The sequence below is a fragment of the Bacillus sp. 205(2023) genome, assembly GCF_037027485.1.
GTDB lineage: Bacteria > Bacillota > Bacilli > Bacillales > Bacillaceae > Bacillus > Bacillus halotolerans.
In genome coordinates this window covers 78133-102770 of sequence record NZ_JAXCHF010000001.1, presented here as the reverse complement: position 1 = coordinate 102770, position 24638 = coordinate 78133, and the positions used below count along the sequence as shown (strand labels likewise).

29 protein-coding genes are annotated in these 24638 nt (G+C 42.1%); all 29 read right to left on the bottom strand.

The window, feature by feature from the left end; translation table 11 throughout:
• Positions 1-69: 69 nt before the first annotated feature.
• Positions 70-810, bottom strand: coding sequence for a 30S ribosomal protein S2 (rpsB, locus tag WA325_RS00535; RefSeq protein WP_024121418.1), 741 nt, complete (start codon positions 808-810; stop codon positions 70-72).
• Positions 811-953: 143 nt separating this feature from the next.
• Complete coding sequence (locus tag WA325_RS00530; RefSeq protein ID WP_305934048.1) at positions 954-1457, bottom strand: Swarming motility protein SwrB; 504 nt, start codon at positions 1455-1457, stop codon at positions 954-956.
• Positions 1458-1486: 29 nt separating this feature from the next.
• Entirely contained in the window at positions 1487-2251 is a 765-nt protein-coding gene (gene sigD / locus WA325_RS00525) for an RNA polymerase sigma-28 factor SigD (protein ID WP_010334270.1), read from the bottom strand.
• 22 nt (positions 2252-2273) lie between these two features.
• Positions 2274-2774 (bottom strand): chemoreceptor glutamine deamidase CheD, encoded by a 501-nt coding sequence (gene cheD, locus WA325_RS00520; protein ID WP_059292774.1) that lies wholly within the window; start codon positions 2772-2774, stop codon positions 2274-2276.
• Positions 2771-3400 (bottom strand): CheY-P phosphatase CheC, encoded by a 630-nt coding sequence (gene cheC / locus WA325_RS00515; protein ID WP_059292775.1) that lies wholly within the window; start codon positions 3398-3400, stop codon positions 2771-2773. Before cheC ends, cheD begins: the two co-directional genes overlap by 4 nt.
• An 18-nt stretch (positions 3401-3418) precedes the next feature.
• Positions 3419-3889 carry a chemotaxis protein CheW gene (cheW, locus tag WA325_RS00510; protein ID WP_105954241.1) on the bottom strand — a complete coding sequence of 157 codons (471 nt, stop codon included), beginning with the start codon at positions 3887-3889 and terminating at the stop codon, positions 3419-3421.
• Positions 3890-3910: 21 nt separating this feature from the next.
• Positions 3911-5929, bottom strand: coding sequence for a chemotaxis protein CheA (gene cheA / locus WA325_RS00505; protein ID WP_105991188.1), 2019 nt, complete (start codon positions 5927-5929; stop codon positions 3911-3913).
• A gap of 5 nt (positions 5930-5934) precedes the next feature.
• The gene (gene cheB / locus WA325_RS00500) at positions 5935-7002 is read right to left on the bottom strand and encodes a protein-glutamate O-methylesterase CheB (RefSeq protein ID WP_336183052.1); all 1068 of its coding nucleotides are present in this window, start codon (positions 7000-7002) and stop codon (positions 5935-5937) included.
• Position 7003: 1 nt separating this feature from the next.
• Entirely contained in the window at positions 7004-7900 is an 897-nt protein-coding gene (locus WA325_RS00495) for a MinD/ParA family protein (RefSeq protein WP_336183051.1), read from the bottom strand.
• Positions 7891-8988 (bottom strand): flagellar biosynthesis protein FlhF, encoded by a 1098-nt coding sequence (gene flhF / locus WA325_RS00490; RefSeq protein ID WP_336183050.1) that lies wholly within the window; start codon positions 8986-8988, stop codon positions 7891-7893. The genes WA325_RS00495 and flhF overlap by 10 nt, the downstream gene beginning before the upstream one ends.
• Positions 8988-11021: a flagellar biosynthesis protein FlhA gene (flhA, locus tag WA325_RS00485; RefSeq protein ID WP_202853051.1), complete on the bottom strand. Its 2034-nt coding sequence runs from the start codon at positions 11019-11021 to the stop codon at positions 8988-8990. Before flhA ends, flhF begins: the two co-directional genes overlap by 1 nt.
• A 32-nt stretch (positions 11022-11053) precedes the next feature.
• A complete protein-coding gene (gene flhB, locus WA325_RS00480; protein WP_024121408.1) occupies positions 11054-12136 on the bottom strand; it encodes a flagellar biosynthesis protein FlhB in 1083 nt (360 codons plus the stop codon).
• On the bottom strand, positions 12136-12915 hold the full coding sequence (gene fliR / locus WA325_RS00475; RefSeq protein WP_024121407.1) for a flagellar biosynthetic protein FliR: 780 nt from the start codon (positions 12913-12915) through the stop codon (positions 12136-12138). Before fliR ends, flhB begins: the two co-directional genes overlap by 1 nt.
• Positions 12916-12922: 7 nt before the next feature.
• Positions 12923-13192: a flagellar biosynthesis protein FliQ gene (gene fliQ, locus WA325_RS00470; protein ID WP_010334259.1), complete on the bottom strand. Its 270-nt coding sequence runs from the start codon at positions 13190-13192 to the stop codon at positions 12923-12925.
• Positions 13193-13206: 14 nt separating this feature from the next.
• Positions 13207-13872: a flagellar type III secretion system pore protein FliP gene (gene fliP, locus WA325_RS00465; RefSeq protein ID WP_202853053.1), complete on the bottom strand. Its 666-nt coding sequence runs from the start codon at positions 13870-13872 to the stop codon at positions 13207-13209.
• Positions 13865-14524 (bottom strand): flagella biosynthesis regulatory protein FliZ, encoded by a 660-nt coding sequence (fliZ, locus tag WA325_RS00460; RefSeq protein WP_199397622.1) that lies wholly within the window; start codon positions 14522-14524, stop codon positions 13865-13867. The genes fliP and fliZ overlap by 8 nt, the downstream gene beginning before the upstream one ends.
• A 14-nt stretch (positions 14525-14538) precedes the next feature.
• A complete protein-coding gene (cheY, locus tag WA325_RS00455) occupies positions 14539-14901 on the bottom strand; it encodes a chemotaxis protein CheY (RefSeq protein ID WP_010334256.1) in 363 nt (120 codons plus the stop codon).
• A gap of 27 nt (positions 14902-14928) precedes the next feature.
• A complete protein-coding gene (fliY, locus tag WA325_RS00450) occupies positions 14929-16065 on the bottom strand; it encodes a flagellar motor switch phosphatase FliY (protein ID WP_227599166.1) in 1137 nt (378 codons plus the stop codon).
• Positions 16055-17053: a flagellar motor switch protein FliM gene (fliM, locus tag WA325_RS00445; RefSeq protein ID WP_010334255.1), complete on the bottom strand. Its 999-nt coding sequence runs from the start codon at positions 17051-17053 to the stop codon at positions 16055-16057. The genes fliY and fliM overlap by 11 nt, the downstream gene beginning before the upstream one ends.
• A gap of 33 nt (positions 17054-17086) precedes the next feature.
• Positions 17087-17509 (bottom strand): flagellar basal body-associated protein FliL, encoded by a 423-nt coding sequence (gene fliL, locus WA325_RS00440; protein ID WP_202853056.1) that lies wholly within the window; start codon positions 17507-17509, stop codon positions 17087-17089.
• Positions 17506-17721, bottom strand: a complete 216-nt coding sequence (locus WA325_RS00435; protein ID WP_202853057.1) for a flagellar FlbD family protein — start codon at positions 17719-17721, stop codon at positions 17506-17508. The genes fliL and WA325_RS00435 overlap by 4 nt, the downstream gene beginning before the upstream one ends.
• Before the next feature lie 39 nt (positions 17722-17760).
• Entirely contained in the window at positions 17761-18555 is a 795-nt protein-coding gene (gene flgG, locus WA325_RS00430) for a flagellar basal body rod protein FlgG (RefSeq protein WP_024121402.1), read from the bottom strand.
• A gap of 21 nt (positions 18556-18576) precedes the next feature.
• Positions 18577-19002 carry a flagellar hook assembly protein FlgD gene (flgD, locus tag WA325_RS00425; protein ID WP_024121401.1) on the bottom strand — a complete coding sequence of 142 codons (426 nt, stop codon included), beginning with the start codon at positions 19000-19002 and terminating at the stop codon, positions 18577-18579.
• Positions 18999-20468, bottom strand: a complete 1470-nt coding sequence (locus WA325_RS00420; protein ID WP_336183049.1) for a flagellar hook-length control protein FliK — start codon at positions 20466-20468, stop codon at positions 18999-19001. Before WA325_RS00420 ends, flgD begins: the two co-directional genes overlap by 4 nt.
• A gap of 11 nt (positions 20469-20479) precedes the next feature.
• On the bottom strand, positions 20480-21094 hold the full coding sequence (locus WA325_RS00415; protein WP_227599168.1) for a MotE family protein: 615 nt from the start codon (positions 21092-21094) through the stop codon (positions 20480-20482).
• Between the two features lie 11 nt (positions 21095-21105).
• Positions 21106-21549 (bottom strand): flagellar export protein FliJ, encoded by a 444-nt coding sequence (gene fliJ / locus WA325_RS00410; RefSeq protein WP_010334249.1) that lies wholly within the window; start codon positions 21547-21549, stop codon positions 21106-21108.
• A 3-nt stretch (positions 21550-21552) separates the two neighbouring features.
• Positions 21553-22869, bottom strand: a complete 1317-nt coding sequence (gene fliI / locus WA325_RS00405) for a flagellar protein export ATPase FliI (protein ID WP_336183048.1) — start codon at positions 22867-22869, stop codon at positions 21553-21555.
• Positions 22866-23618, bottom strand: coding sequence for a flagellar assembly protein FliH (fliH, locus tag WA325_RS00400; protein WP_336183047.1), 753 nt, complete (start codon positions 23616-23618; stop codon positions 22866-22868). The genes fliI and fliH overlap by 4 nt, the downstream gene beginning before the upstream one ends.
• The gene (fliG, locus tag WA325_RS00395; protein ID WP_003231981.1) at positions 23611-24627 is read right to left on the bottom strand and encodes a flagellar motor switch protein FliG; all 1017 of its coding nucleotides are present in this window, start codon (positions 24625-24627) and stop codon (positions 23611-23613) included. Before fliG ends, fliH begins: the two co-directional genes overlap by 8 nt.
• Between the last annotated feature and the right edge of the window lie 11 nt (positions 24628-24638).

Genomic DNA, 24638 nt, shown 5'->3' with positions numbered 1-24638 from the left:
TATGTATCATGACATTTTTCTTGAAAAAAGGTGATAAAAGGCAGTCCCTCTTATCACCTTTTGAATAGGTTACGCAGTTGTTGTTTCAGTTTCTGGTGCAGTTTCTTCAGCAACTTCCGCTTCTTCTTCGCCTTGCTTCGCTTCTAAGATTGCATCTGCCATTTTAGAAGTTAGAAGTTTAACAGCGCGGATAGCGTCATCGTTCGCAGGAATAACAACATCGATTTCATCAGGATCACAGTTAGTATCTACAATTCCGATGATAGGGATGTTTAATTTGCGAGCTTCCGCAACAGCGATGCGCTCTTTGCGAGGATCGATGATGAACAATGCATCAGGAAGATCCTTCATTTCTTTAATTCCGCCTAGGAATTTTTCAAGACGCTCTAATTCTTTTTTCAATTGAACGACTTCTTTTTTAGGAAGTACTTCAAACGTACCGTTTTCTTGCATTTTTTCAATGTCTTTAAGACGTTTAATACGTTTTTGGATTGTTTCAAAGTTTGTTAATGTACCGCCCAACCAGCGTTGGTTGACATAGTACATGCCAGAGCGTTGAGCTTCTTCTTTAACAGAATCTTGAGCTTGTTTTTTTGTGCCGACGAAAAGGATTCTTCCGCCTTCAGCAGCAAGATTTTTAGTGAAATTGTAAGCTTCCTCTACTTTTTTGACTGTTTTTTGAAGGTCAATGATGTAGATTCCGTTACGCTCCGTGAAAATGTAACGCTTCATTTTTGGGTTCCAACGGCGTGTTTGGTGACCGAAGTGAACACCAGCTTCAAGCAATTGCTTCATAGAAATGACTGACATGTTATTTCCTCCTAATATAATGGTTTTTTTCCTCCGCTTAGGTCATTTTTGTGCAGAACTGCCGCCTGCAGCACCCTCTGCATAAATCGTTAAGCGTGTGTATTTAACACCAAGACATAATATAACACAGCTTTATGCGACAATCAAGAATCCTTTACAGCTTTGGAGCGAAATTTTAGAAATAGCTCGATTTCTGTCTTTCCGCTCTTCAATTTCTGAGCAATTTCACCAGCTGAATATCCCTGTTCATATAATGCCATAACTTCATCTTCAAATGATCGGGCATCGCTGTTTACGTTCTCTTCCGCCCTCTCAACCTCGTTGATCAGACCTTCGATATGCTCGGGAAGAGCGTTGTCTTCTTCCTGAACAGCACCTCGCTCTGAATGTTGTTCAGCGTGCTGATGCTCTTCGTTCTGTTTTTCTTCAGTTTGAACAGAAGGTACATCCAAGTTGTCTATCAACTTCTCATTTTCTTCTTTTAGTTCAAGAAGAAATGCCGCAAGTGTGTTCTCCGTCTCTTCCAGCAGCTTCTTTTGCTGTTTTTCTGTTTCTTTCACAGCTGCGAGCCTCATATACAGGATAATGACAGCGTACAGAAGAACGCCGTGAAGCGTGAAGCTTAAAAGCCATAATAGTGTTGACATGTTTTTCACTCGCTAATCATGAGAATTCTTTATTGAATTACTTTTTCCAGCAGATTCTTTAATTTAAATAGTGCCTTTGAATGTATTTGTGATATACGGGACGTAGAAAGATTCAATACCTGTCCGATTTCTGTCAGTGTCAATTCCTCTTTATAGAACAAACTGACCACAAGCTGTTCTTTTTCAGAGAGTTCGTGAATTTTGTCCGCAAGCTGCGCTATCAGCTCATCTTTCATGATCTTTTCTTCCGGCGGGACATTTTTGTCATCTCTGATCATGACCTGGATGTTTTCCCCGTCATCCTGATCATGAAGCTTTTCGTCAATTGACAGCAGATTTGCAAAAAAACCTTCATTCATTGTTGACACTACATCCTGTTCCGTCATTCCGAGTTCCTCTGCAATTTCTGCGGGCGATACATTCCGAAGATAGCGCTGTTCAAGCTTTTCAATCGCCGCTTCAACCTTCTTTGTTTTTTCACGCGAGGTTCTGGGCAGCCAATCCTCTTTACGAAGCCCGTCAATAATTGCACCGCGAATTCTAAACGAGGCGTAGGTATCAAATTTTAAGTCCCGGCTGGGGTCAAATTTTTCAAGGGCATCATATAAACCAAGCATACCAAGGCTCATAAGATCGTCTTTATGCACTGATTTTGGCAGTCCGACAGAAATTCTGCCTACATGATATGTGACAAGCGGCATGTAACGGCGCATTAAATCATCACCGGCCTTAGGATCTTTCCACTCTTTCCAGCGCGACCAAAGCACCTGATCTTCATAATTCAAGGATTGCATTGTTATCCCCCTAATACCTTAATTAAATCGTTTTTTCACCTTGTTTAACAGTTCGAATATGCAGCATACAGGACTTCGGTTCAAATTCTATCGTCCGGCCGCTTGAGCCTCCCGTATCTTCACTGATAATCGGAATATTATATAACGACAGCTGTTCCTTTATCGCCAAGACATTTCTCGGTCCGATCTTCATCAAATCATTCGTCATTTTAAATTTAAACATCTCTGATCCGCCGGCAAGCTTTGCTTTTAACGCAAACTTTCGGCAGCCCGCTTCTACCAGCATATCAATCGTAGCTTTTACAGCGGTATCGGCATATTTTGCCCGATTGAGTTCAGCTGTTTTTGATAACGTCGAATCCGGCAGCATGACATGGACAAGCCCCGCCGTTTGCTTTTCTTTATCGTAAAGCACCAGCCCTACGCACGATCCTAAACCAGACGTCCGGATTGAATCCGGGAAGCGGGCGATCTTCACGTCCGCAATTCCAACCTTTACAACAGCAGCCGCAGTTGTACTCATAATGCAGCACCCAAGGCGACAAAGAGCTTTTCAAATGAATCATAGTCCGGCAGCATAAACATATGCGCTTTTAGCTCCTGCTGATGGCTTTGGTCAAAAATTGACGTATCAACAACAATTGCATGTTCCCCAACCTGACTGAGCTCCATCAGACCTTCACTGATGACAGCACCGAACATGTCCAGTGAAACTTCTGGAACACTCGGGTAAAGCTGGAGTTTCGTCAAATCAGCCAATGCCGTTAAATATGATCCTGCTAAAATATTGCCCAGTTCATGCAAAGCGGAAGAACTCATATGATCTTCACCCAGGTTTTCTATATCAAAATCCGGGTTGCCGATCAGCTCTCTGATAAACTGCTCCGCCTGATAAAAAGGCATTATAAAGAACATTGAGCCCGTTAAATCGCCTTCCATTCTTAAAAAGATGCTGGCGACCGGCATTTCTGCTCCGCCGAAAAAGTCTACAAGTTCATCAAACGATAGTAACTTTGCAAACGGGACTTCCATATCAATCTTTCTATTTAACAGCTGGGCCATTGCAGAAGCAGAGTGGCCGGCTCCGATATTGCCGACTTCCCGCAAAATGTCCATCTGCTCTTCTTTGATTCCATTAAAAATACTCATGTCATAACCCCTTTAAGATTAAGCTTGATCGGGCACAGCGGACTGAGATGATTCTTTATCCAAAACCGCATTTGCATCAATAATATTTAAGAGCCTGTTCTCTTGTTTTACAATTTGTTTGATCGACACATACGTGTCTTTTTGAACACTTTCCGGAGCGGACTCTATTTCACTTTCATGAACTGTTATGACATCATTTGCTTCATCCACTATCCAGCCGACTTCAATATCACGATAAGCAATAATGATAATTCGTGTTTCATCGGTAATTTCATACTCAGGCAAGCTGAGACGCTTTCTTAAATCAATAACCGGAGTCACCACGCCGCGCAAATTGATCACTCCGCAAATATAAGATTCAACGCCTGGCACTCTCGTTGGCTTTTGCCATTTCTCAATTGATTTCACCTGAGTGACAGAAATGGCATATTCTTTGCCATTTACCATAAAGACAATCATTTTTTCGCCTGTTTTAATTTCTGCAGTCATGTGAGACACCTCCTCGTATGGTTAAATAATCAGTGCATTACAATCGATAATGAGCGCTACTTCTCCGTCTCCTAAAATAGTAGCTCCGGAAATTGCAAAGACGTTTGTTAAATAATCTCCGAGTGATTTCAGCACAACTTCCTGCTGGCCAATAAAGGAGTCCACCACAAATGCAGTAGGTTTGTCGCCTTTTTTCACGACAATGATATGGAGCTGTTCCGCATCTTGTCTTGTATCTTCTATTTTAAACTCTTCTTTTAAATAAACGACAGGGACAATATGCCCTCTAAAATCGATTACTTCACGGTCATGCGTTTGCAGAATATCTTTTCTGTCTATAACTGCCGTTTCAATTATAGAAGAAATCGGAATCGCAAATGTCTCTTCTTCCAATTTGATCAGCAGAACTGAAATAATGGACAGTGTAAGCGGAAGCTGAATGCTGAATAGTGATCCTTGTCCTTCTGCAGATTTCACACTGACTGAACCGCCGAGTGACTCGAGTTTATTTTTCACAACATCAAGCCCGACACCCCGCCCGGAAATATCCGAAATTTGATCAGCTGTAGAGAATCCCGGAGCAAATATCAATTCATAAATTTCATTGTCTTCTAAGGTTTCAGCTTCTCTTTCTGTAATGACACCGCGCTCAAGCGCTTTTTCAAGGATTTTTTTGCGATTAAGGCCTGCCCCGTCATCCTCTACTTCAATAAAGACGTGATTTCCGCTGTGATAAGCTTTCAGCACAACTTTTCCAGACTCAGGTTTTCCTTTTTGCAAACGTGTTTCCGGAGACTCAATTCCATGGTCAATACTGTTTCTGATTAAGTGAACGAGCGGATCTCCAATTTCATCAATTACTGTTCGATCAAGTTCTGTTTCCGCGCCGATGATGGAGAGTTCGATTTTTTTATTCAGCTCTTTTTGAAGCTGGCGAATCATTCTTGGGAAACGGTTAAAAACAGTTTCAACCGGAACCATTCTCATGTTGAGAATAATAGACTGCAAATCGCCGGAAATTCTCGTCATTCGCTCTACTGTTTCAGTCAATTCATTGTGCTCAAGCTCTTTTGCAATCTGCTCAAGACGCCCGCGGTCAATGACAAGCTCTTCAAATAAGTTCATTAAAGAATCAAGCCTGTCGATATTGACACGAATTGTTTTAGATCCGCCTGATGTATGCTTCGACTGTTCCTCGTTTTTAGCAGGCTGCTTTTGTTTATCCTGCTTAACAGGTGCCTGTGCAGCAGCTGGTGTATCCGCCTGAGGCTCCTCCGGATTTTCGGCTGGTTGTAAAGGCGAGCCCTGAATAATTTCAACATGCTCGACCTCTGAAACTCCGTTGATGATCTGTTCAACGTCTTCAGCCGTTTGATTCGTTAAGAAGCACACCTGGAAGTCAGTGCCGAAATCTTCCGTCTCAAGCACTTCCGCACTCGGTATTGTTTTGGCTACTTCTCCGATCTCATTGAGCTTCTCAAAAACCATATATACACGAACCGCTTTTAACATACAGTCTTCTTTCAGAGAAATTGTGATTTCATACCGTTTGAAACCTTGCTCCTCCGCTTCTTCTATCACTGTTCGTTCAAACTCATCATATCCCCAATCAGATGCTGAACCCTTCGCTTCAGCAGGTTCCGCTGAAGCAGCAGTCTCAGCATGCGCACCGTTCACGTCAAGCTTTGCGCTCACTTCGGAGATGTCTCTTTTACCATCCCCGCCGTCAATAATAGACTGAACCATTGCTTCCAGATGATCCAGCGCTTCAAACAAGATATCCATCCAGTCTGATGTAACTGCCATATCTCCGTTTCGAAAAGCATCCAATACGTTTTCAAGCAGATGGGTTAAATGGGCTAAATCCGTATACCCCATCGTTGCGCTCATACCTTTTAGTGTATGGGCAGCCCTGAATATATCGTGGACGAGCTGAAGATCTGTCGGGTCTTTCTCTAAAAGGAGAAGCTTTTCATTACATGTTTGTAAATGTTCTTTACTTTCATCAATAAAGACATCTAAATATTGATTCATATCCATTTGAATCACACCCTCTCTTTTTTCACACAGCTTGTGATGGATGCTGCGATATCTTCCACATGTTTAATTTCATGAATAAGGCCCGCCTTAACGGCTGCTTTCGGCATCCCAAATACAACACAAGATTCTTCAGACTCTGCAATGGTTTTCACATTGCCGGACGCAAGCATGTCCTTAAGACCGGCAGTACCGTCACTGCCCATTCCAGTCATAATGACCGCTACTTTTTCATAGTGTGCAAGTTTGCCGACAGAACGGAACAAGTAGTCTGCTGATGGTTTATGACGGCTTGGCGTATCGTGATTATCAAGAACGATTTTAAGGCCGCCGCTGTTTTTGATAACGGATATGTTTTTTCCCCCCGGAGCTATGTACACACAGCCGTTAAGAGCTGCTTCGCCATCTTTTGCTTCCTTTACACGAATGTCAGACAGATGGTTCAGCCGATCAGCCAGAGAAGCAGTAAAGCCTTCAGGCATGTGCTGTACAACGACTACAGGCGCGTTTAAATCCTTAGGAAGCTTTGGTATCACCTTTTGAAGCGCCCTTGGTCCGCCTGTTGACGTGCCGATACAAACAATATGTCTGCCTGTTCCAGATTTTGACTGACTCACTGCAGGCATAGCGATGCGTTTAGGCTCAGGCCGAATGACCGCCGGAGCCGCAGCTTTTTGCTGGCCGGAAAGCCCAGCCGCGATGACCCGCTCAACTAATTGTTCTTTAATTTTGTATAAATCTAAAGATATAGAACCAGATGGCTTTGTGATAAAATCAAAGGCGCCTATCTCTAAACAGTTAATCGTACACTCTTTTCCTTGCTGGGTCTGGCTTGAAACCATAATGACCGGCAGCTGATAAAGCTCAATAATTTTCCGCAGTGTGTCTGTTCCATTCATCACCGGCATTTCGATATCAAGTGTGATAACATCCGGTTTCAGCAATTCTATCTTTTTAAGTGCCTCTTCTCCGTTTCTCGCAGTTCCGATTACTTCTATCTGCTTTTCCTCGGTTAGAAAATCACTTATCATTTTTCTCATAAAAGCCGAATCATCAACTACAAGCACACGAATCAAATTAAGCCCTCCTCATTAAAAAAGAAGATAATTTCTCAATAAATGTCTGTTTTTCTTCTTTGTGTCTAGTTTCTTCTCTTTCAAACAAGGCGTCCGCTAGGAGACGGACTGACCGGCTGGCTTTTGCCTGAGGACTTTTTAATAAAAAAGGAACCTGTTCGACAACTGCTTTGCTCACGATCCCGTCGTCAGGGACTGAACCGGCAAACTGAACCGCTTCGCCTAAAAACATGTGAATGGTCCGGGAAAGGCGGGTAAAAGCGTCAAGCCCTTCCTTTTGATCATGGCACCGATTGACAGCTACTTTCATTGAAAGCTGATTTCCTGTCAAAGCTAAATGTTTGACAGCGCTGTATGCATCCATAATGGCTGTAGGCTCCGGGGTTGTTATAATCAAAATGTCTTCTGCTGATAAAATAAAAGGCAGCTGGTCTTTTGATAAGCCCGCCCCCATGTCAAACAGTACATAATCGAACTGGCTTAACGCATGAGAAAGCTCATTAGCAAAAAAGGTCCATTTTTTCTGGTCCAGCTGAAACATCACATCCAGCCCAGTTCCGCCAGATATATACCGAAGACCCTTTGGCCCAGTAGATATGGATTGCATAAAAGGCTTGCGCTCAGTTAGAACATCAATAATAGTCGCGGAAGACGAGTTTCCCATTAATATATCAATGTTCCCCATTCCGATATCAAGATCAATAAGCAGTACCTTCTTGCCTTTATCCTGCAGCGCAAGAGCCATATTTAAAGTGATGTTGGATTTTCCGACACCGCCCTTGCCGCTGATGACTGCAAGTGTTTTAGCTTTCTGTGCAAAAACAATCGGCAGATCGCGCTCACGCTTCTTCATTTTCGCCCGTAAAGTTGCTGCTTGGTCAAATCTGTTCATCTGCACAGCATCCCTACAAACTCCCGCGGCGAGACTGTCTGTATATCCTCCGGCACATTCTGGCCGTTTGTGATAAACCCGGCGCCTATCTTTGATTCTGCGAGTATACTGAATACAGAGCCTAAGGAAGCAGTCTCATCTATTTTCGTAAAAATAAACTGATTGACAGGAACAGATGAAAAACGTCTGACAATTTGTTTCATATCTTCATATTTTGCAGTCGCTGACAAAACGAGAAATGACTGAATGCTGCTTTCAAAAGGAATCGTCTCTTTCAGTTCATCGATATATTGCTGTTCTCTGAAGTTTCTTCCTGCTGTATCAATAAATACATGATCATATTCAGCAAATAATTCTTTCGCCCGCTGAAATTCCTCTTTTGTATAACAGACTTCCAGAGGAGCCTGCAGCAGCTCGGCATATGTTTTCAACTGTTCAACTGCTGCAATCCGATAAGTATCTGTTGTAATAAAAGCAATTTTTTTCTGTTTTTCAAGCAGAGAAGACGCTGCTAGTTTTGCAAGCGTTGTTGTTTTACCCGCGCCCGTCGAACCAAACAGCACGATATACTTCGAACAAATGGGCTCCTGCCACTTGTCTGCTGGAGGCAGTGCCCCGCACAGTATATCCTGAAGTTTACCGGCCACGTTTTCTTCTGTCAGTCCGCCCGATTCAACAGAGAATCGCAGTATTTTTTTCATAGTACTGGTCTTAATTGATTCATTAACGCCGGTTTCTCCCAAAAGCTGTTCGGCTTTTCTGAGCGGTTCAGGAAGTACGGATTGATATGCTGAAAGATCACCTGGCTCAGATTGAGCCGGAATTTGAGGGATTATCCTCTCCTCTATTTTCGGACTGCTGACAGGAGGTTTTGATGTTTGTTTCGGCTCTGCTGCCTTTTCAGCTGTTTTTTTCTCAAGAAAATCTTGATCCAATACGGCTATCACTTCAACAGCCGGTTTTTTTAAAAGCCCGAACCATTTACGCTTATTGATTTTTTTGGAATTCAGTATAACCGCTTCATTGCCTAGTTCTTTTCTGATAAGCTGTGCCGCTTCTTGCATTGAAGCAGCAGTAAATTTTTTGATTTTCATTAAATATCCACCACTCCAATGCTTTGAACTTCGACATTAGCCTCAAGCTCGTTATAAGAAAGAACAGGAAGATCCGGAAAATATCGTTCCAGAAGCTGTTTCACATACATCCTTACAGGCGGCGAGCAAAGAAGAATCGCAGTCTCTTGCCGTATTGAGAGCTGTTCGGCTTCTTTTGCAACAGAGCGCACAATGCTTTCCGACACATCTGGTTCAAGCGACAAATAGTTCCCATGTTCTGTTTGCTGTACACCGTCAGCAATTGCCTTTTCTACACGGCCGGAACAAGTGATCACTTTTAACACTTCATTTTCTTTGGCAAACTGGGCAGTAATTTGCTTAGCAAGTGCCTGTCTTGTGTACTCTGTCAAAAGATCAGAGTCTGTTGTCAGTTTTCCGTAATCGGCAAGCGTTTCAAAAATGGTTACCAAATTGCGGATTGAAACTTTTTCTTTTAACAGTTTAGCCAGCACTTTCTGAATATCTCCGACAGATAATGGATTTGGCGTAACCTCTTCCACCAGGACCGGATACGTTTCTTTCAAATGATCAATAAGCTGTTTCGTCTCCTGTCTGCCGATTAATTCATGAGCATGCTGCTTAATTTTCTCTGTAATATGTGTTGAGACAACTGAAGCCGGATCTACAACTGTATAGCCCAGCATGTCAGCTTCATCCTTCACCGATTCGCCAATCCATTTGGCTGGAAGCCCAAACGACGGTTCTACTGTTTCGATCCCTTCAATCAGGTCGTCTTCAGGCGTAGGCGACATTGCTAGATAATGATCTAGTAATAGCTCGCCTTTTGCTACTTCATTTCCTTTAATTTTCAATCGGTATTCATTAGGCTGCAAAGCGATATTGTCTCTGATACGCACGACAGGAATGACAAGCCCAAGTTCAAGCGCCAGCTGACGGCGAATCATCACAATTCGGTCCAATAAATCCCCGCCCTGATTAGCATCCGCCAGCGGTATCAGACCATAGCCAAACTCGAATTCTATCGGATCTATATGCAGAAGCTGCACAACACTTTCGGGGCTTTTGAGCTCGTCAACTTCAGCCTCTTCCTCAAGAATCTCTTCCACTTCTTCTTTTTCCTTACCTGTTTTAGATAGCGTATAACCGCCAAAAGCAAGCAGCCCTGCAAGCGGCCCTGTTAGGAAAATACCAATTGGAGTAAACAAGCCAAGAAGCAGAATAGTTGCTGCTGTAACATATAAGAGCTTTGGATAAGCGAACAGCTGGCCTGTGATGTCATGACCTAAGTTTCCTTCGGAGGCTGCTCTTGTCACGACAATACCTGTAGCTGTAGAAATTAACAGCGCCGGAATTTGCGATACAATTCCATCTCCTACAGTCAGCATCGTAAAATGAGAGGCTGCCTCTTGTATCGCCATGCCTTGCTGCAGCATACCGATAATGATTCCGAAAATGATATTGATCATTACAATAATAATTCCGGCAATTGCATCACCTTTCACAAATTTGCTGGCACCGTCCATCGCACCGTAAAAGTCTGCTTCTCGAGCTACTTTTTCACGGCGGTGTTTCGCTTCCTGTTCGTTAATCATGCCTGCGTTTAAATCAGCATCAATACTCATCTGCTTCCCCGGCATTGCATCAAGCGTAAATCTTGCCGCAACCTCGGAAACACGTTCCGCGCCCTTTGTGATGACGATAAACTGAATAATAATTAAGATAATAAATACAACAAGTCCGACTAAAACATTTCCGCCGACAACGAAGTTACCGAAGGTCTCAACAACCTTCCCTCCTTCGCCGTGCGAAAGGATCGAACGCGTCGTTGACACATTCAAGCCCAGACGAAATAAGGTCAAAAGCAGCAGCAGTGACGGAAAAATCGAAAACTGCAGCGGTTCTTGCATATTCATTGTGGTGAGAAGCACGATCAACGCAAGAGAAATATTAATAATGATCAAAATACTTAACAGCCATGGAGGAAATGGTATCACCAGCATTGCCACAATGAGGACAACACTTATTAAAACGGATAAATCTCTTGTTGACATGCTGTTTTTTCTCTCCTTTTGAATCGTAAAATTCAATTTACTTTTTGTTTCGTTTTAAATACGTACGCCAAGATTTCTGCCAAGACTTTAAAAAACTCTTCCGGCACTGCCTGGTCAATTTCAACCTGATCATATAACGCACGGGCAAGCGGCCTGTTTTCTACCATCATGACATCATGCTCTTTAGCAATCTTCCTTATTTTTAATGCAAGGTGGTCAACACCTTTTGCAACAATGTATGGCGCATCCATTTTTTCTTCGTCATATTTAAGTGCGATCGCATAGTGAGTCGGGTTTGTGATGATGACATCAGCTTTCGGCACTTCCTGCATCATCCGCCTCATCGCCATTTCCCGCTGTCGTTGCTTAATTTTAGACTTAATAATCGGATCTCCCTCAGATTTTTTGTACTCATCTTTTATATCCTGCTTTGACATTTTGATATTTTTCTCATAGTCAAATCTCTGATACAAATAATCGAGTCCGGCAAGAATCAACAAAGCCCCTGCTCCGCTCAGCCCCATCCACAGGGTGAGTTTTGAAACAAAGGAAAGTGCTTCTTCAGGTGTCAGAAGCGGGAGGCGGAGAATTTCTCCATAGTGCATCCAAAGCACAACAAACGCCGCAAATCCTACAACAGCAATTTTCAAAATCGATTTAAGCAGCTCTACAATCGCCCTCATGCTGTATATCCGTTTAAAGCCTTTTATCGGATCCAATTTTTCAAGCTTAGGCTGGATCACTTCCGTAGAAAATAAAAATCCCACCTGCATATAGTTGCTTACAACTCCTGCAACAAGGGCAACAAGCAGAATCGGAGCAAGTACGATGCCAGTATCCTTTAATAAGCTGATAAACAGGATGTGCACATTTGATTCTGAGAGCTTCATTGTGAGTGACTCCGTGTAAAATGTCTCTATAAATGACAGCAGCCTGTCTCTCATATACGGGCCGATCGCAATAAACGAAAGGAAGATGACTAATAACGAAACGGCAGTATTCACATCAGAGCTTTTTGCAACCTGCCCTTTTTTTCTAGTATCCTTCCGTTTTTTCGGAGTGGCTTTCTCTGTTTTTTCTCCCGCAAAAAATTGGAGGTCAATTCTTAGCTTCATTAAGAAACACCGACCAATGCTAAAAGATTCCGCATCGTTTCAATCGTTAAGCCGAAAACATTCCGAACAACGACGAAGATAACGGACATACATACGATGAGCATGATAAAACTGACAGCAATCTTTAAAGGCAGACCGACGACAAATACATTTAATTGCGGAACTGTCCGGGCCACAATGCCTAATGCAAGATCCACAAGAAACAAACTGGCAACAACCGGCGCCGACATTTGAAATGCAATAATAAACATTGCATTAAAGCTTTTGGCGATAAGATAAGCAAACTTTTCATCGCCAAAATTCGGAAATGCCTGATCAACCGAAATATACTGAAAGCTGTAGTAAATACCGTCCAGCAGCAAATGATGCGCATTGACACTCAGCATAAACAAAAGAGCCATCGTATAGATAAACTGGCCGATCAATGGACTCTGTGCGCCCGTTTGCGGATCGATAACGTTCGCAATTGAAAAACCCATCTGAAAATCAATAAACGAACCGGCTATCTGAACAGCAGCAATCATCATATAAGCAATCAAACCAAGACACAGACCCACCAAAGCTTCTTTAAACGCCAGCAGCATATATTGCTCGTCAACCTCCAAAGACGGAGGTTTATCAATCGTGCTGAAGCAAATGACTGCAAGAAAAAAAGCAAATCCGATACGATGAACAGCCGGAACGTTTCTGTGGCCGTATAGCGGAACCGTTACAAAAAAAGCAGAGATTCTAATAAAAACCAATAAAAAAGCAGGAAATAAATCAATAATCGAATTCATCACTGTATTACCCTGCAAAACGATTTAAATTAGAAAACAGCTCTGTTGTAAACGAAAGGATGGTCGACAGCATCCATGGCCCGAAAAAAATCAGTGCCAAGAGGACTGCCACGATTTTGGGAATAAACGCCAAAGTCTGTTCCTGGATTTGAGTTGTCGCCTGAAAGATGCTGACGATTAATCCGACCAATAAGGCGATCGCAAGCAGAGGCGCGCTGATCATCAGCGTTACATATACGGCTTTTTCCGCCATAGAAATTACAAATTCTGAATTCACATTTAGCACCTACCCTAAAAGCTCTGAAGCAAAGATTTCACAATTAAATACCAGCCGTCTACTAAAACAAAAAGTAAAATTTTAAAGGGCAGAGAAATCATAACTGGAGGGAGCATCATCATCCCCATTGACATCAGTACGCTCGCCACTACCATATCAATAATTAAAAAGGGGATAAAAATCATAAAGCCTATTTGAAACGCTGTTTTGAGCTCCGAAATGGCAAAAGCGGGAACCATCGTTGTAAGAGGAATATCTTTTAATGATTCGGGTTTATCCATTTTCGCGTAATTCATAAACAGTGCCAAATCCTTCTGCCTTGTGTGCTTACTCATAAATTCTTTAATCGGTTCCTCAGCTTTTGTATACGCTTCGTCCAAACTGATTTTATTGTCCATCAATGGTGTCAGCGCTTCTTTATTAATCTCTGAAAAAGTAGGAGCCATAATAAAAAATGTTAAAAATAGCGCAAGGCCGATAAGGACCTGGTTGGGCGGCATTGATTGCGTCGCCAGTGAAGTTCTGACAAACGACAGAACGATGACGATGCGGGTAAAACAAGTCATAAGAATCAATATTCCAGGCGCCACTGAAAATACAGTTAACAATAATAGTAATTTAACAGTTGAACTGACGTTATCCGGATCGCTTGAACTGAAAATATTTATAAACTCATTCATGATGACGTGGGCCTTTCTTTTTTCCTTCTGAACGGTTTTGTTTTAGCTCTTCAAGCTGCTCTTTTAATGCTTTTGAAAATGAAGGCAGCTTTTGCTGCGGCTGATTCTCAGAACCCTTTAGGGGTTTGACAAGCTTTTGCCACTCTATTTTGCTTGACATCGCCTCTTCATGCTGGCTGAGTATGTCTTCGATTTCCTTTTCATCCTCAATTTCTTTAAGGAGCTGGATCGTCTCTCCTACCCCAACGACGAGAACACTGTTGCCGACTTTAATCAATTGGATAGATCGGTTTTGGCCAACCGATGTTCCGCCGATATTTTCGACATATTGAAAAGGCTTTAGCAGCCGGTTTCTTTTGTTCATAAGCTTAACAAGCCCGTAAATCAGCGCGATGACAAACAATAAAGCGAAAATCATCTTCACAAAATCAAAAGCTGAAACAGAAGGAGCAGCAGCTCCCTCCGTCTCATCAGCAGTTTGTGTCGTTTTTTCTTTCTTTTGCTCTGGCTTATCTGCGGTCTTTTCCTCTTTCTTTTGAAACCATTCGTTTACAGTTGAATCATCAGATGCCGCCGCATCAGCAGCAAGCGGATGAACACTGAATAAAATGAAAAAACATATAAAAGCAATGAAACATTGACTCTTTTTCAACAGTCGTACACCCTTTAGCTTAATGTTTTGTTGATTGCTTCAAGCACACGGTCCGCCTGGAAAGGTTTTACAATAAAATCCTTAGCGCCGGCTTGAATAGCATCGATAACCATTGATTGCTGTCCCATGGCAGAACACATAATGATTTTAGCTTGAGCATCAATTTGTTTAATTTCTTTTAGTGCAGTAATACCGTCCATTTCTGGCATTGTGATATCCATTGTAACTAAGTCAGGAGAATGCTCTTTAAATTTTTCTACAGCCTGAGCGCCATTTTCAGCTTCTGCCACTACGTCAAAACCGTTTTTTACCAGAATATCTTTGATCATCATTCTCATAAATGCTGCGTCATCTACAATTAAAATTCTATGTGCCATAATTTTTTTCTCTCTCCTCGTGTTTCTTTATTTTAAATTATTAATGCGTTCTGCCTGGCTTAATATGTCAGTGACCCTTACTCCGAAGTTTTCCTCAATGACCACGACTTCGCCTTTGGCGACGATACGCTGATTCACTAAAATATCTACCGGCTCACCGGCTAATTTATCAAGCTCAATAATACTTCCGGCTGAAAGTTCTAAAATTTCTTTTACACTTCTTTTCGTTCTGCCGAGTTCAACAGTGATCGAAAGCGGGATATCCAAAAGCATATCCAGATTGTTTATAGGAGCTTGTGTGCTCTCATTTGGATCAAATGATGAAAATTCCACTGGTGAAACTTGAACAGGCGCGGCTTTCTTCGGTTTCCCCTGCCTTTTAGCCGGCGCTTGCTGCTGCGGTTCGTTCCGCGGCTCGGGCATCACAGGCTCTTTCGGCTGTTCATATGTAACCTCAGGCTCCGGCGTTGTTTCTTCAGCTAGACTTTCCTCCGTGTTCATAAGGCTCGAGATCAAATCTTTAGCAAATGTCAGCGGATATAGCTGCATGATGTTAGAGTCTATTAACTCGCCCACCTTCAAGCGGAAAGAAACTTTAACCAGCATTTCATCAGCAGGAATACGGTCTGTTCCTTTTTCTTCATTTACATCAAGCAGTTCTACACGCGGGGGTGAAATATCAATTTTTTTACTGAATACAGTAGACATTGACGTTGCTGCCGACCCCATCATTTGGTTCATCGCTTCTTGAACCGCGCTCAAATGGATCTCTCCAAGTGAAGGATCTGCACCTTTCCCGTCTCCCCCGATCATTAGGTCCGCAATAATCGCTGCGTCACTTTGTTCGACGACTAGCAGGTTGCTGCCGCTGAAACCTTCCGTATAATTCACTTCAATTGCAACATACGGTTCAGGAAACGCATCACTGATTTTGCTTCTTGGGATGACAGTTACGTTTGGAGTCGTAATATCAACTTTTTGATTTAAAAGCGTGGATAAAGCTGTCGCTGAACTGCCGAATGAAATATTTCCGATTTCACCGATCGCATCACGCTCCATGTCCGATAAGTCATGCACTTCCGTAGCCTCAGGCTCGTCAGGTGTGCTGCTCGTGCCGTTAAGAAGCGCGTCAATCTCATCTTGAGATAATCTGTTATTCTCCATCTTGTTCACCTCTTATGTCGTGGTCTAAAATTTGCACTGCCTGTTTTCGATTCACCCGGCCGGCTTGTCCTAAAAATTTCGGCTTATCTCCGACCAATACAGTAAGAGGATCTGTTACTGATTTGTCCAAAGTTATGCAGTCTCCGACTTCTAAACTTAAAAACTCTTCTATTGTCAGTTCAGATGTGCCGAGTTCGGCCACGACAGGTATTTGTGCTGTCATGATACGTTTTTCAAGCGACTTTGTTTCCTCAGGTTTCGGTTCATTTCTTTCTGATTGCATCCAATAATGGACCGAAAGCTTTGGTATGAGCGGCTCGAGGACGATATGCGGGATACAAAGATTAATGACACCGCTGATTTCGCCGATTTGTGTGTTGAGTGAAATAACAACAACCGTTTCATTAGGAGATACCATCTGAACAAATTGCGGATTCACTTCAAACTCAGTCATTTCGGGTTCAATATCAGCAATGGACTGCCAAGCTTCTTTATAATTTCCCAGTGCATTTTCAAATAAATTAGAAATAATTTTTGTTTCAATTTCTGTTAAACTATCAACCTTATTATGACTGATCCCGATGCCCCCCATCACACGATCCATCATCGTATAGGCAATTGTCGGGTTAACCTCCATCATAATTCTGCCTTCCATCGGATGGACATCGAATAAATTCAGGATCGTCATATTCGGTATGGATCGGATAAATTCCTCGTATGGAACCTGATCAACAGAGCTGACCGATATATGGATATACGTTCTGAGCTGAGCAGAAAAGTGAGTTGTAAGAAGTCTTGCAAAATTGTCATGAATTCTTGTTAAACTGCGGATTTGGTCTTTAGAAAACCGCAGCGCGCGTTTGAAATCATAAACCTTCACTTTTTTCTCTTTTTCTTCTTTTTTCAGCTCTTCAGCATCCATTTCACCCGTTGATATTGCAGAAAGCAGTGCATCTATTTCATTTTGGGAGAGAACTTCTCCTGACATTTTCCTCACCTCCGTATTCTGTCAAATTATGCTTTATTGCAGATTAAAAGAGGTAATATACACTTTTTCTACTTTTCCTTCTTGGAGGTAGCTATTCACTTTATCTTTTAGTTCCTTCTTAAAGGTTTCTTTTCCCTTGTCTCCCTCAATCTCATCAGCATTCGTATCAGCCAGCAGTGATATAACAGCATCTTTCACTTGAAAATCACGTTTTTCAAGCTCTTCTTTTGATTTATCAGAGTCAGTTTCAAGTTTAATCGCTAAGCGAATAATGTTATCGGACTTTAAATTTGTTGTGATTTCTGCTACATCAACAGAAGATGCAACGATTTCATCAATACTTCGTTTTGCCTCACTTTTTTCGGACTTTCCGCCTAAAACAAAATAAGCCGCCGTCCCGAGAGCACCAATTACGATAAGAATAATTAGTAAAATGATCAATAATTTTTTCTTCATTCCGGTTCCTCTATTCCATGGTCCATTGAAAATATTTGTATTTTTTGATAGAAAGACGCAATCTTCTCCAGAACAGCTTCTTCATTTTCTTTTACTACAAACTTCTTACCGTTCGACAGTGTGATTGTAGTATCCGGAAAGCATTCAATCTGTTCAATAAATAACGCATTCAGCGTAAAGGGCTGCCCATTTAAACGGGTTACTTTAATCATAAAACAGCGGAGAAGCGATTACTCGCCTCCCCTCCCTCCTTAACGTTTAAGGTTTACCAGCTCTTGAAGGATTTCATCCGATGTTGTAATAATCTTGGAGTTTGATTGGAACCCGCGCTGAGCAACAATCATTTCAGTAAACTCGTCTGTTAAATCAACGTTAGACATTTCTATAAATCCTGACTTCAAGGCACCTGTACCGCCATCACCAGGCTGATTAGCTGCACTAGCAGTTCCAGAGTTCAAAGATTCACGATACAAGTTACTTCCAATTTTATCTAAGCCGTCACTGTTTGCAAAAGTAACAATCCCGATCTGACCGCCATCTTGTGGTTTACCGCCAGCATCAACAATTGACACTTTTCCATCAGATCCGATACTAAAGCTTTGGGCATCTAGAGGAATTTTTATTGTTCCTCCCGTCATATTTAACACATGGTAGCCGTCACCAGTCACCAATGTTCCGGTATTATCTAAATAGAAGTTTCCGGCTCTTGTGTAAGCCGTTCCATCACCTGTATCGATTTGAAAATAACCGTCGCCGTCAATCGCTAAATCAAGCGTTCTTCCTGTGCTTTGTGTCGCGCTTGTTGAATGGATGGTATCAATTGTGCCAGATGATGAACCTAAACCGATCTGCTTAGAGTTTGTTCCGCCGATTGTTGCACCAGCAGCAGAACCGCCGGCAATCGTTTGACTTACCATATCTTTAAAGGTAACCCGGCTCTTTTTGAATCCCACTGTATTCACGTTGGCAATGTTATTGCCGATAACATCAAGTTTTGTTTGAAAGTTTTTCATACCGCTGATTCCAGAATAAAGTGAACGTAACATAATATATTCCCCCAGATGTTTTTATTTAGATGATTGTCCCACAGACATGACATTCGCCGGACTGATCTCGGTCCCATCATCAAGAACGAGATAATAATTTCCTTTAGAATGTTTAACAGAGCTTACTGTGCCTGTTTTATCTGTTGCACTTTTACCATCAGTCCAAGATACTTCTTTTCCCATCCAATCAACATACGTTGTAAACGGATCTTGGTTTTCAACGAATTTAGTCATCGTCGTATTCAGATTCATCATCTGTTCCAGGCTTGAAAAAGTCGCCATCTGGCTGATAAATTCTTTGTCATCAACCGGATTAAGCGGATCTTGGTTTTGGACTTGAGTCATTAATATTTTTAAAAACTCGTCTTTTCCCAGGCTGCTGTTGCTTGCAGCGGCAGTGCTGCTTGTTTTTTCAGGCAATTTATATTCTGAGCTTATTGATGTCATTCTTCTTCCTCCAATTCAACCATTGACACTTCATCAAGCAAGTCTCCAAACTCGTTTGATTGCTTTTTCTGTCTTTGCTGCTTCTGTCCCTCTTGCTGCTGTTTCTGTTCATCAGCAAGCTGGCCATATATCGGCTGGTCTCCGCTTTGAATCGGTAATGTAAAACGGTCAACTTGTACAGCCATATTCGGCAGTGATTGCTTCAGCTGAGGCAGATGTTGTTCGAGCAGCTCTTTTGCAGATTGGCTGGATGCAATGATTTTACTCTGGAACATTCCATTTTCATTTGTCAGCTTAATTGTGACAAATCCTAAATGTTCAGGGTTCAGCCGAATTGTAAAACTGCCGGTTGACCTCCCAAAGGGTGTATATTTCATCTGCTTCCATGCACTGATCACTTGATCAGCAACGGTTTTCGTTTCGGCTGCATGCAAATCAGATGAGAGCTGCAAATCGAGTGTCTGAACTCCTCCGGTGCTCCGGTAGCCTGAAAACATCATTTGAATTCCTGACTTACTATCTATAGGCTGAATACTTACAGAGGAATCTGCCGTACTTTTATTACCTGACGTCAGAGTGTCCGGCGAAAGGGCACGTTTTCCGACCTCTAGTGACGATTCGGATGATTTCGATAACAAGAAAGCTTTCAGCTGACTTTCAGCTATATTCCATTCCTTCGTCCCTTTTTGAGGAAGCACTGACATCTGTTCCATTAAGCTTTGAAAACTTTTCAGCTCTGACTTTGACATCGTATAAAGCTTTGAACTTGACTCGTCTTTTGTAAATATCTGCTGTTTAAGATCCTGAATAAGCTGTTCCGATATGCCCTTTTTATCTAATGCCGAAAGAAATTCATCTCCATTTTTGTAGACAGTATGAGCTTGATGATCACGGTCAGTCATTTTATTTCCTTCTAAAAGCTGACTGATAAGCATTTGGATATGAATAAGCGTTTTAACATCTTCTGCTGATGCCTCATTTCCCTGAACTTCTTGCTCTCTATCAGACTTGAGTTCATCAGTTGCGGCGGCATCACCAGCTGAATTCTTTGCAGTCAGAGCAGTTTCATCTTCAGAAATGGTTTTGTCTGCAAGTATTTGCCCCATGTGCAGTTGATCAGTTCCGTCAGCCAATTTTAATTCAACTGCTTGCAGCAGATTCTGTAACATTTGCTGAGCGGATTCATCCAGCTGCTTTCCTGTTAGTTTACTTAACGTTTGCAGAAGATCGACTTTTTGCTTGTCTTGGTTTTCAGGAGTTGCATTTAGCCAATCACTGATCTTTTTACATGCATCTTTTAAAAGCTGATCGTCAGTCAGAGTCCCATTTCCTTGTGATGAAGGTTCTTTCGAGCCAGCTTCAGACATAAGCCAATTTTGAAAAACTCCCTGGCTATTTTTGATTGTTTTAGCAGCTGTCCCTGCTGTAGTTTGCAGCCGGGGTCCGGCTAATTCAAGCAGCTTCACCTTTATTCCCCCTATTCTTGGCTGGCAGCAATTTTTTCTGTATATGTTGCCGCTTGCTCAGGAGTCATTTTTGCCAAAATTTCAGCAAGCTGCTTTTTGCTCAGTCCATTCAATATTTTCAGCGCTTCTTTTTCCTTTAATTGGGCAATGATTTTAGCAGCCTTTCCGCTGTCCATGCTTTTATAAACACTGATGACTTTATCATCAGAAGCTTTATCAGAACTTGATGAACCTTCTGTGTTATCCTTCGATGTCTTTTTTTGGTCTTCCGCTGTTTTTTCAAGAGAACGAATCTTTTGATTCAGCCTGTCTATTTCAGATTTGCTTGTATCCAAATCCTTATTCAATATACTGATCTCACTTTTTTGATCCTTAATGGTTTTTTCCAGAGCCGCCGTATTACTGTTATTCTTAGCTGATGATGATGTATCTTTTTTATCTTCGGTCTCAGGAACCAATTCTTTAAGAACTGGCGTTTTGGCTGCAGCTTCCTGTATCGGCTTTAAGACATTGACACCAGCCGCCCAGAGAACAATCCCCCCTGCTATAAGCAGAAATATCAGCGGAAGGATAATGATCAGCAAAACCGATCGGAACTTACCTGATTCTTTCTTTTTGCCGGACATTACATTCGCTCCTAATGGCCTTGAATCATAAACTGCTTGATCGAAATATCGTCCATTTCTTTCATCTCTGCAGCTTTGTCTTCAAGAGCAAACATTTTAAACTGTTTTTCACGCATCTTTTCAAACTTCTTCACTTCAATGTTTTTTTCTGTTAACACTTCTTGCTTTTGGTTCATTTGATTCCTTTTCATAATGACGAGCTTTTGGTAGTGATAAATGGTGTTTTCAAGATTTGAGACAAATTGCTGATAATGCCTCATCTCTTGAACGCTCATCCCGCTTTTCAGTTTGTTTTCTTTATTTTGCTCAAGCAATTCCTTTTTGCTCATATTCTCATATAGTTTCTCCGCTACAGTTTCAAATTCAGAAACTGATTGCTGATACTCAGATAAGGACTGGTCTTTTTCGTTCTCTTTTAGTTCCAGCAGCTTTTGGAATCTAAATTGATAGGCCACGTTCTATTCCTCATTTCCTGTCAAACTAGTTAATGCAGCAATGCTTTCTTCCAATGATGCTGATTCTTCTGTTCCCTGCTTCAGAAATTGAATAAGCTGCGGATAAAATTGTATCGCCTCATCAATTTCTCTTGAGGACCCTCTTTTGTAAGCTCCAATATTAATGAGATCTTCAGAATTTTGATACGTTGATAAAAGTTCACGGAATTTATTCGCTGCGTCTAAGTGCTGTTTTGTCGAGATGTTTGACATCACCCTGCTGATGCTTTTTAACACATTGACGGCAGGAAATTGGCCTTTATTAGCAAGAGCCCTGTCTAACACAATGTGTCCGTCTAAGATTCCGCGAACAGTATCAGCAATAGGCTCATTCATGTCATCTCCGTCGACTAACACTGTATAAAACGCTGTGATTGTTCCGTGTTCATTTGCACCTGTTCTCTCTAGTAAACGAGGTAAAATAGCGAACACAGAGGGCGTATATCCTTTTGTCGTCGGAGGCTCTCCAGCGGCAAGTCCGATCTCCCTCTGAGCCATCGCCACCCTTGTGACAGAATCCATCATAAACATGACATTTTGCCCTTTATCACGAAAGTACTCAGCAATGGCTGTCGCCGTATATGCGGCTTTCAACCTCGTTAATGCAGGCTGGTCTGAGGTAGCAACGACTACAATTGACCGCTTCAGACCCTCTACTCCCAAGTCTTTTTCAATAAACTCCCGAACCTCTCGACCGCGTTCTCCGACGAGTGCAATTACGTTCAAATCAGCTTCGGTCTGTTTAGCGATCATTCCCATTAATGTGCTTTTTCCGACGCCGCTTCCTGCGAAAATACCAATCCGCTGGCCTTTTCCGACAGTCAGCAGACTGTCAATAGACCTGACTCCAACACCCATTTTTTCACGAATAGGCGGGCGTTTCATCGGGTTAGGAGGTGATTGCTCCGTCGATACAGGCGAAAGTCCTTTCGGCAAAAGTTTTCCGTCGAGCGGTTCGCCAAACGCATCAATGACTTGTCCGATCAGACCGGCTCCTACCTTTACACGAAGAGATTCACCAGTGGCTTCAACAATGCTCCCGGGGGCAATGCTAGCGGCCTCTAAATAGGGCATTAACAAAATATTTTCTTCCTGAAATCCAACAACTTCAGCTTTGATGACTTTACTTGATTGACCTTTTGCATAAATCAGGCACAGGTCGCCAATTGAGCTTGCCGGCCCCTTTGATTCGATCATCAGGCCGATCACCCGTTTCACTTTTCCATAACGCTTATACGAGTCTGTCATTTCTATGCAATCTATCAGACTCTGTGTCTTCATTGATCCGCACCTGCTTCCAGTGCTGTAAGGAGCTTATGCTTCAGTTGCACCAGCTGGGTATCAATGCTTGCATCCACTCTTCCAAAAGGAGTTTCTATATAACATGATCCTTTTTCAGCTTTTTCGTCGGCGTATAAACCCAGCCGGCATTCTTTGTAAAGAAGCTGCTGGATTTCGTCTTTATGCTGAAAAACTGTTTCATAGTAATAAGGGTCCACATATATTGATATATCGTCATATTCCTTTACTTCGTTTACCACCTGTTCCACAAGCAGGATAAAGGCCTCTTTATCATCAGATTTTTGCTGCCATACTTTTTTAGCTAACGCAACGGCAAGCTCAACGATTTCTCCCGAGGCATCTTCAAGCTTATCCTCTACAGCTTTTCTGGACATCTCTGTTATGCTGTTTGCCTGATTGATCAGCTCAGCATACTGTTGCAAGGCTTCAGCTCTCCCTAATGCAACACCTTGTTCGAAACCTTCTGTTTTCGCTTCTTCAATAAGCTGCTGTTTTTCAGCCGCCCAATCATTTTTTTCCTTTTCAATTTGACGGCGGATATCTTCCATCTGGCTGTTCGCTTGCTCGGAAATCCGATCAGCTTCTTCTTTGATCCGAGCCATTAAAGCTTCCGGATTTTCTTCAGTCTGTAAAAGATGTGAATGATCGATCCGAACCTCTTGTAAAGAAAGCTTTCTTCTTTCCTGCTGTGGGGAAAAAGATGATTCTTGTTTAATGATATTAGACAATAATATCGTCTCCTCCGCCTCTTGCTATAACAATTTCACCGGCTTCTTCAAGCTTTCTGACGATGCTTACAATTCTTGATTGAGCCTCTTCTACATCCTTCAAACGTACAGGGCCCATAAATTCCATTTCTTCTTTGAATGTTTCAACCATACGCTGTGACATATTGTTGAATACAATTTCTTTGACTTCCTCGCTTGCCACCTTTAATGAAAGAAGCAGATCGTCGTTTTCAACATCGCGTATAACCCGCTGAATTGCTCGGTTATCAAGGGTAACAATATCCTCAAAGACAAACATCCGCTTCTTGATTTCTTCAGCAAGATCAGGATCCTGAATTTCCAAGGAATCCAATATCGTCTTTTCTGTTCCTCTGTCTACACCGTTTAACACTTCAACAACAGCTTCGATTCCGCCGGTTTGTGTATAATCCTGAGTAAATGCGGAGGATAATTTCTGTTCCAGAATCCGTTCTACTTCATTAATAATTTCAGGTGACGTTCTGTCCATTACCGCAATCCTTCTTGCGACTTCTGCCTGTACCTCAGGATTTAGCTCGGATAAAATTTGTCCGGCCTGCACAGGGTCAAGGTAAGACAAGATTAAAGCCATCGTTTGCGGATGCTCTTGTTGGATGAAATTTAAAATTTGTTCAGGCTCTGCTTTTCTGGCAAAGTCAAATGGTTTAACTTGCAGAGAAGAAGTCAGCCTGTTTAGTATGTTTTCAGCCTTATCTTCTCCCAGCGCCTTCTCAAGAACTTGTCTGGCATAGCTTAATCCGCCCTGAGAAATATAATCCTGGGCAATCGCTATATTATGAAATTCCTCTATAATTTCATCCTTTTTTTGATGATCGACACTTCTAACTCCTGATATTTCAAGGGTAAGCCTTTCAATTTCTTCATCGGTTAAATGCTTATATACAGAAGCTGACACATCTAAACCTAAGGAAATCATGAGAATGGCTGCTTTTTGTTTTCCTGTAAGCTTGTCTTGATCACGTCTCGCCATTTCTAATCCCT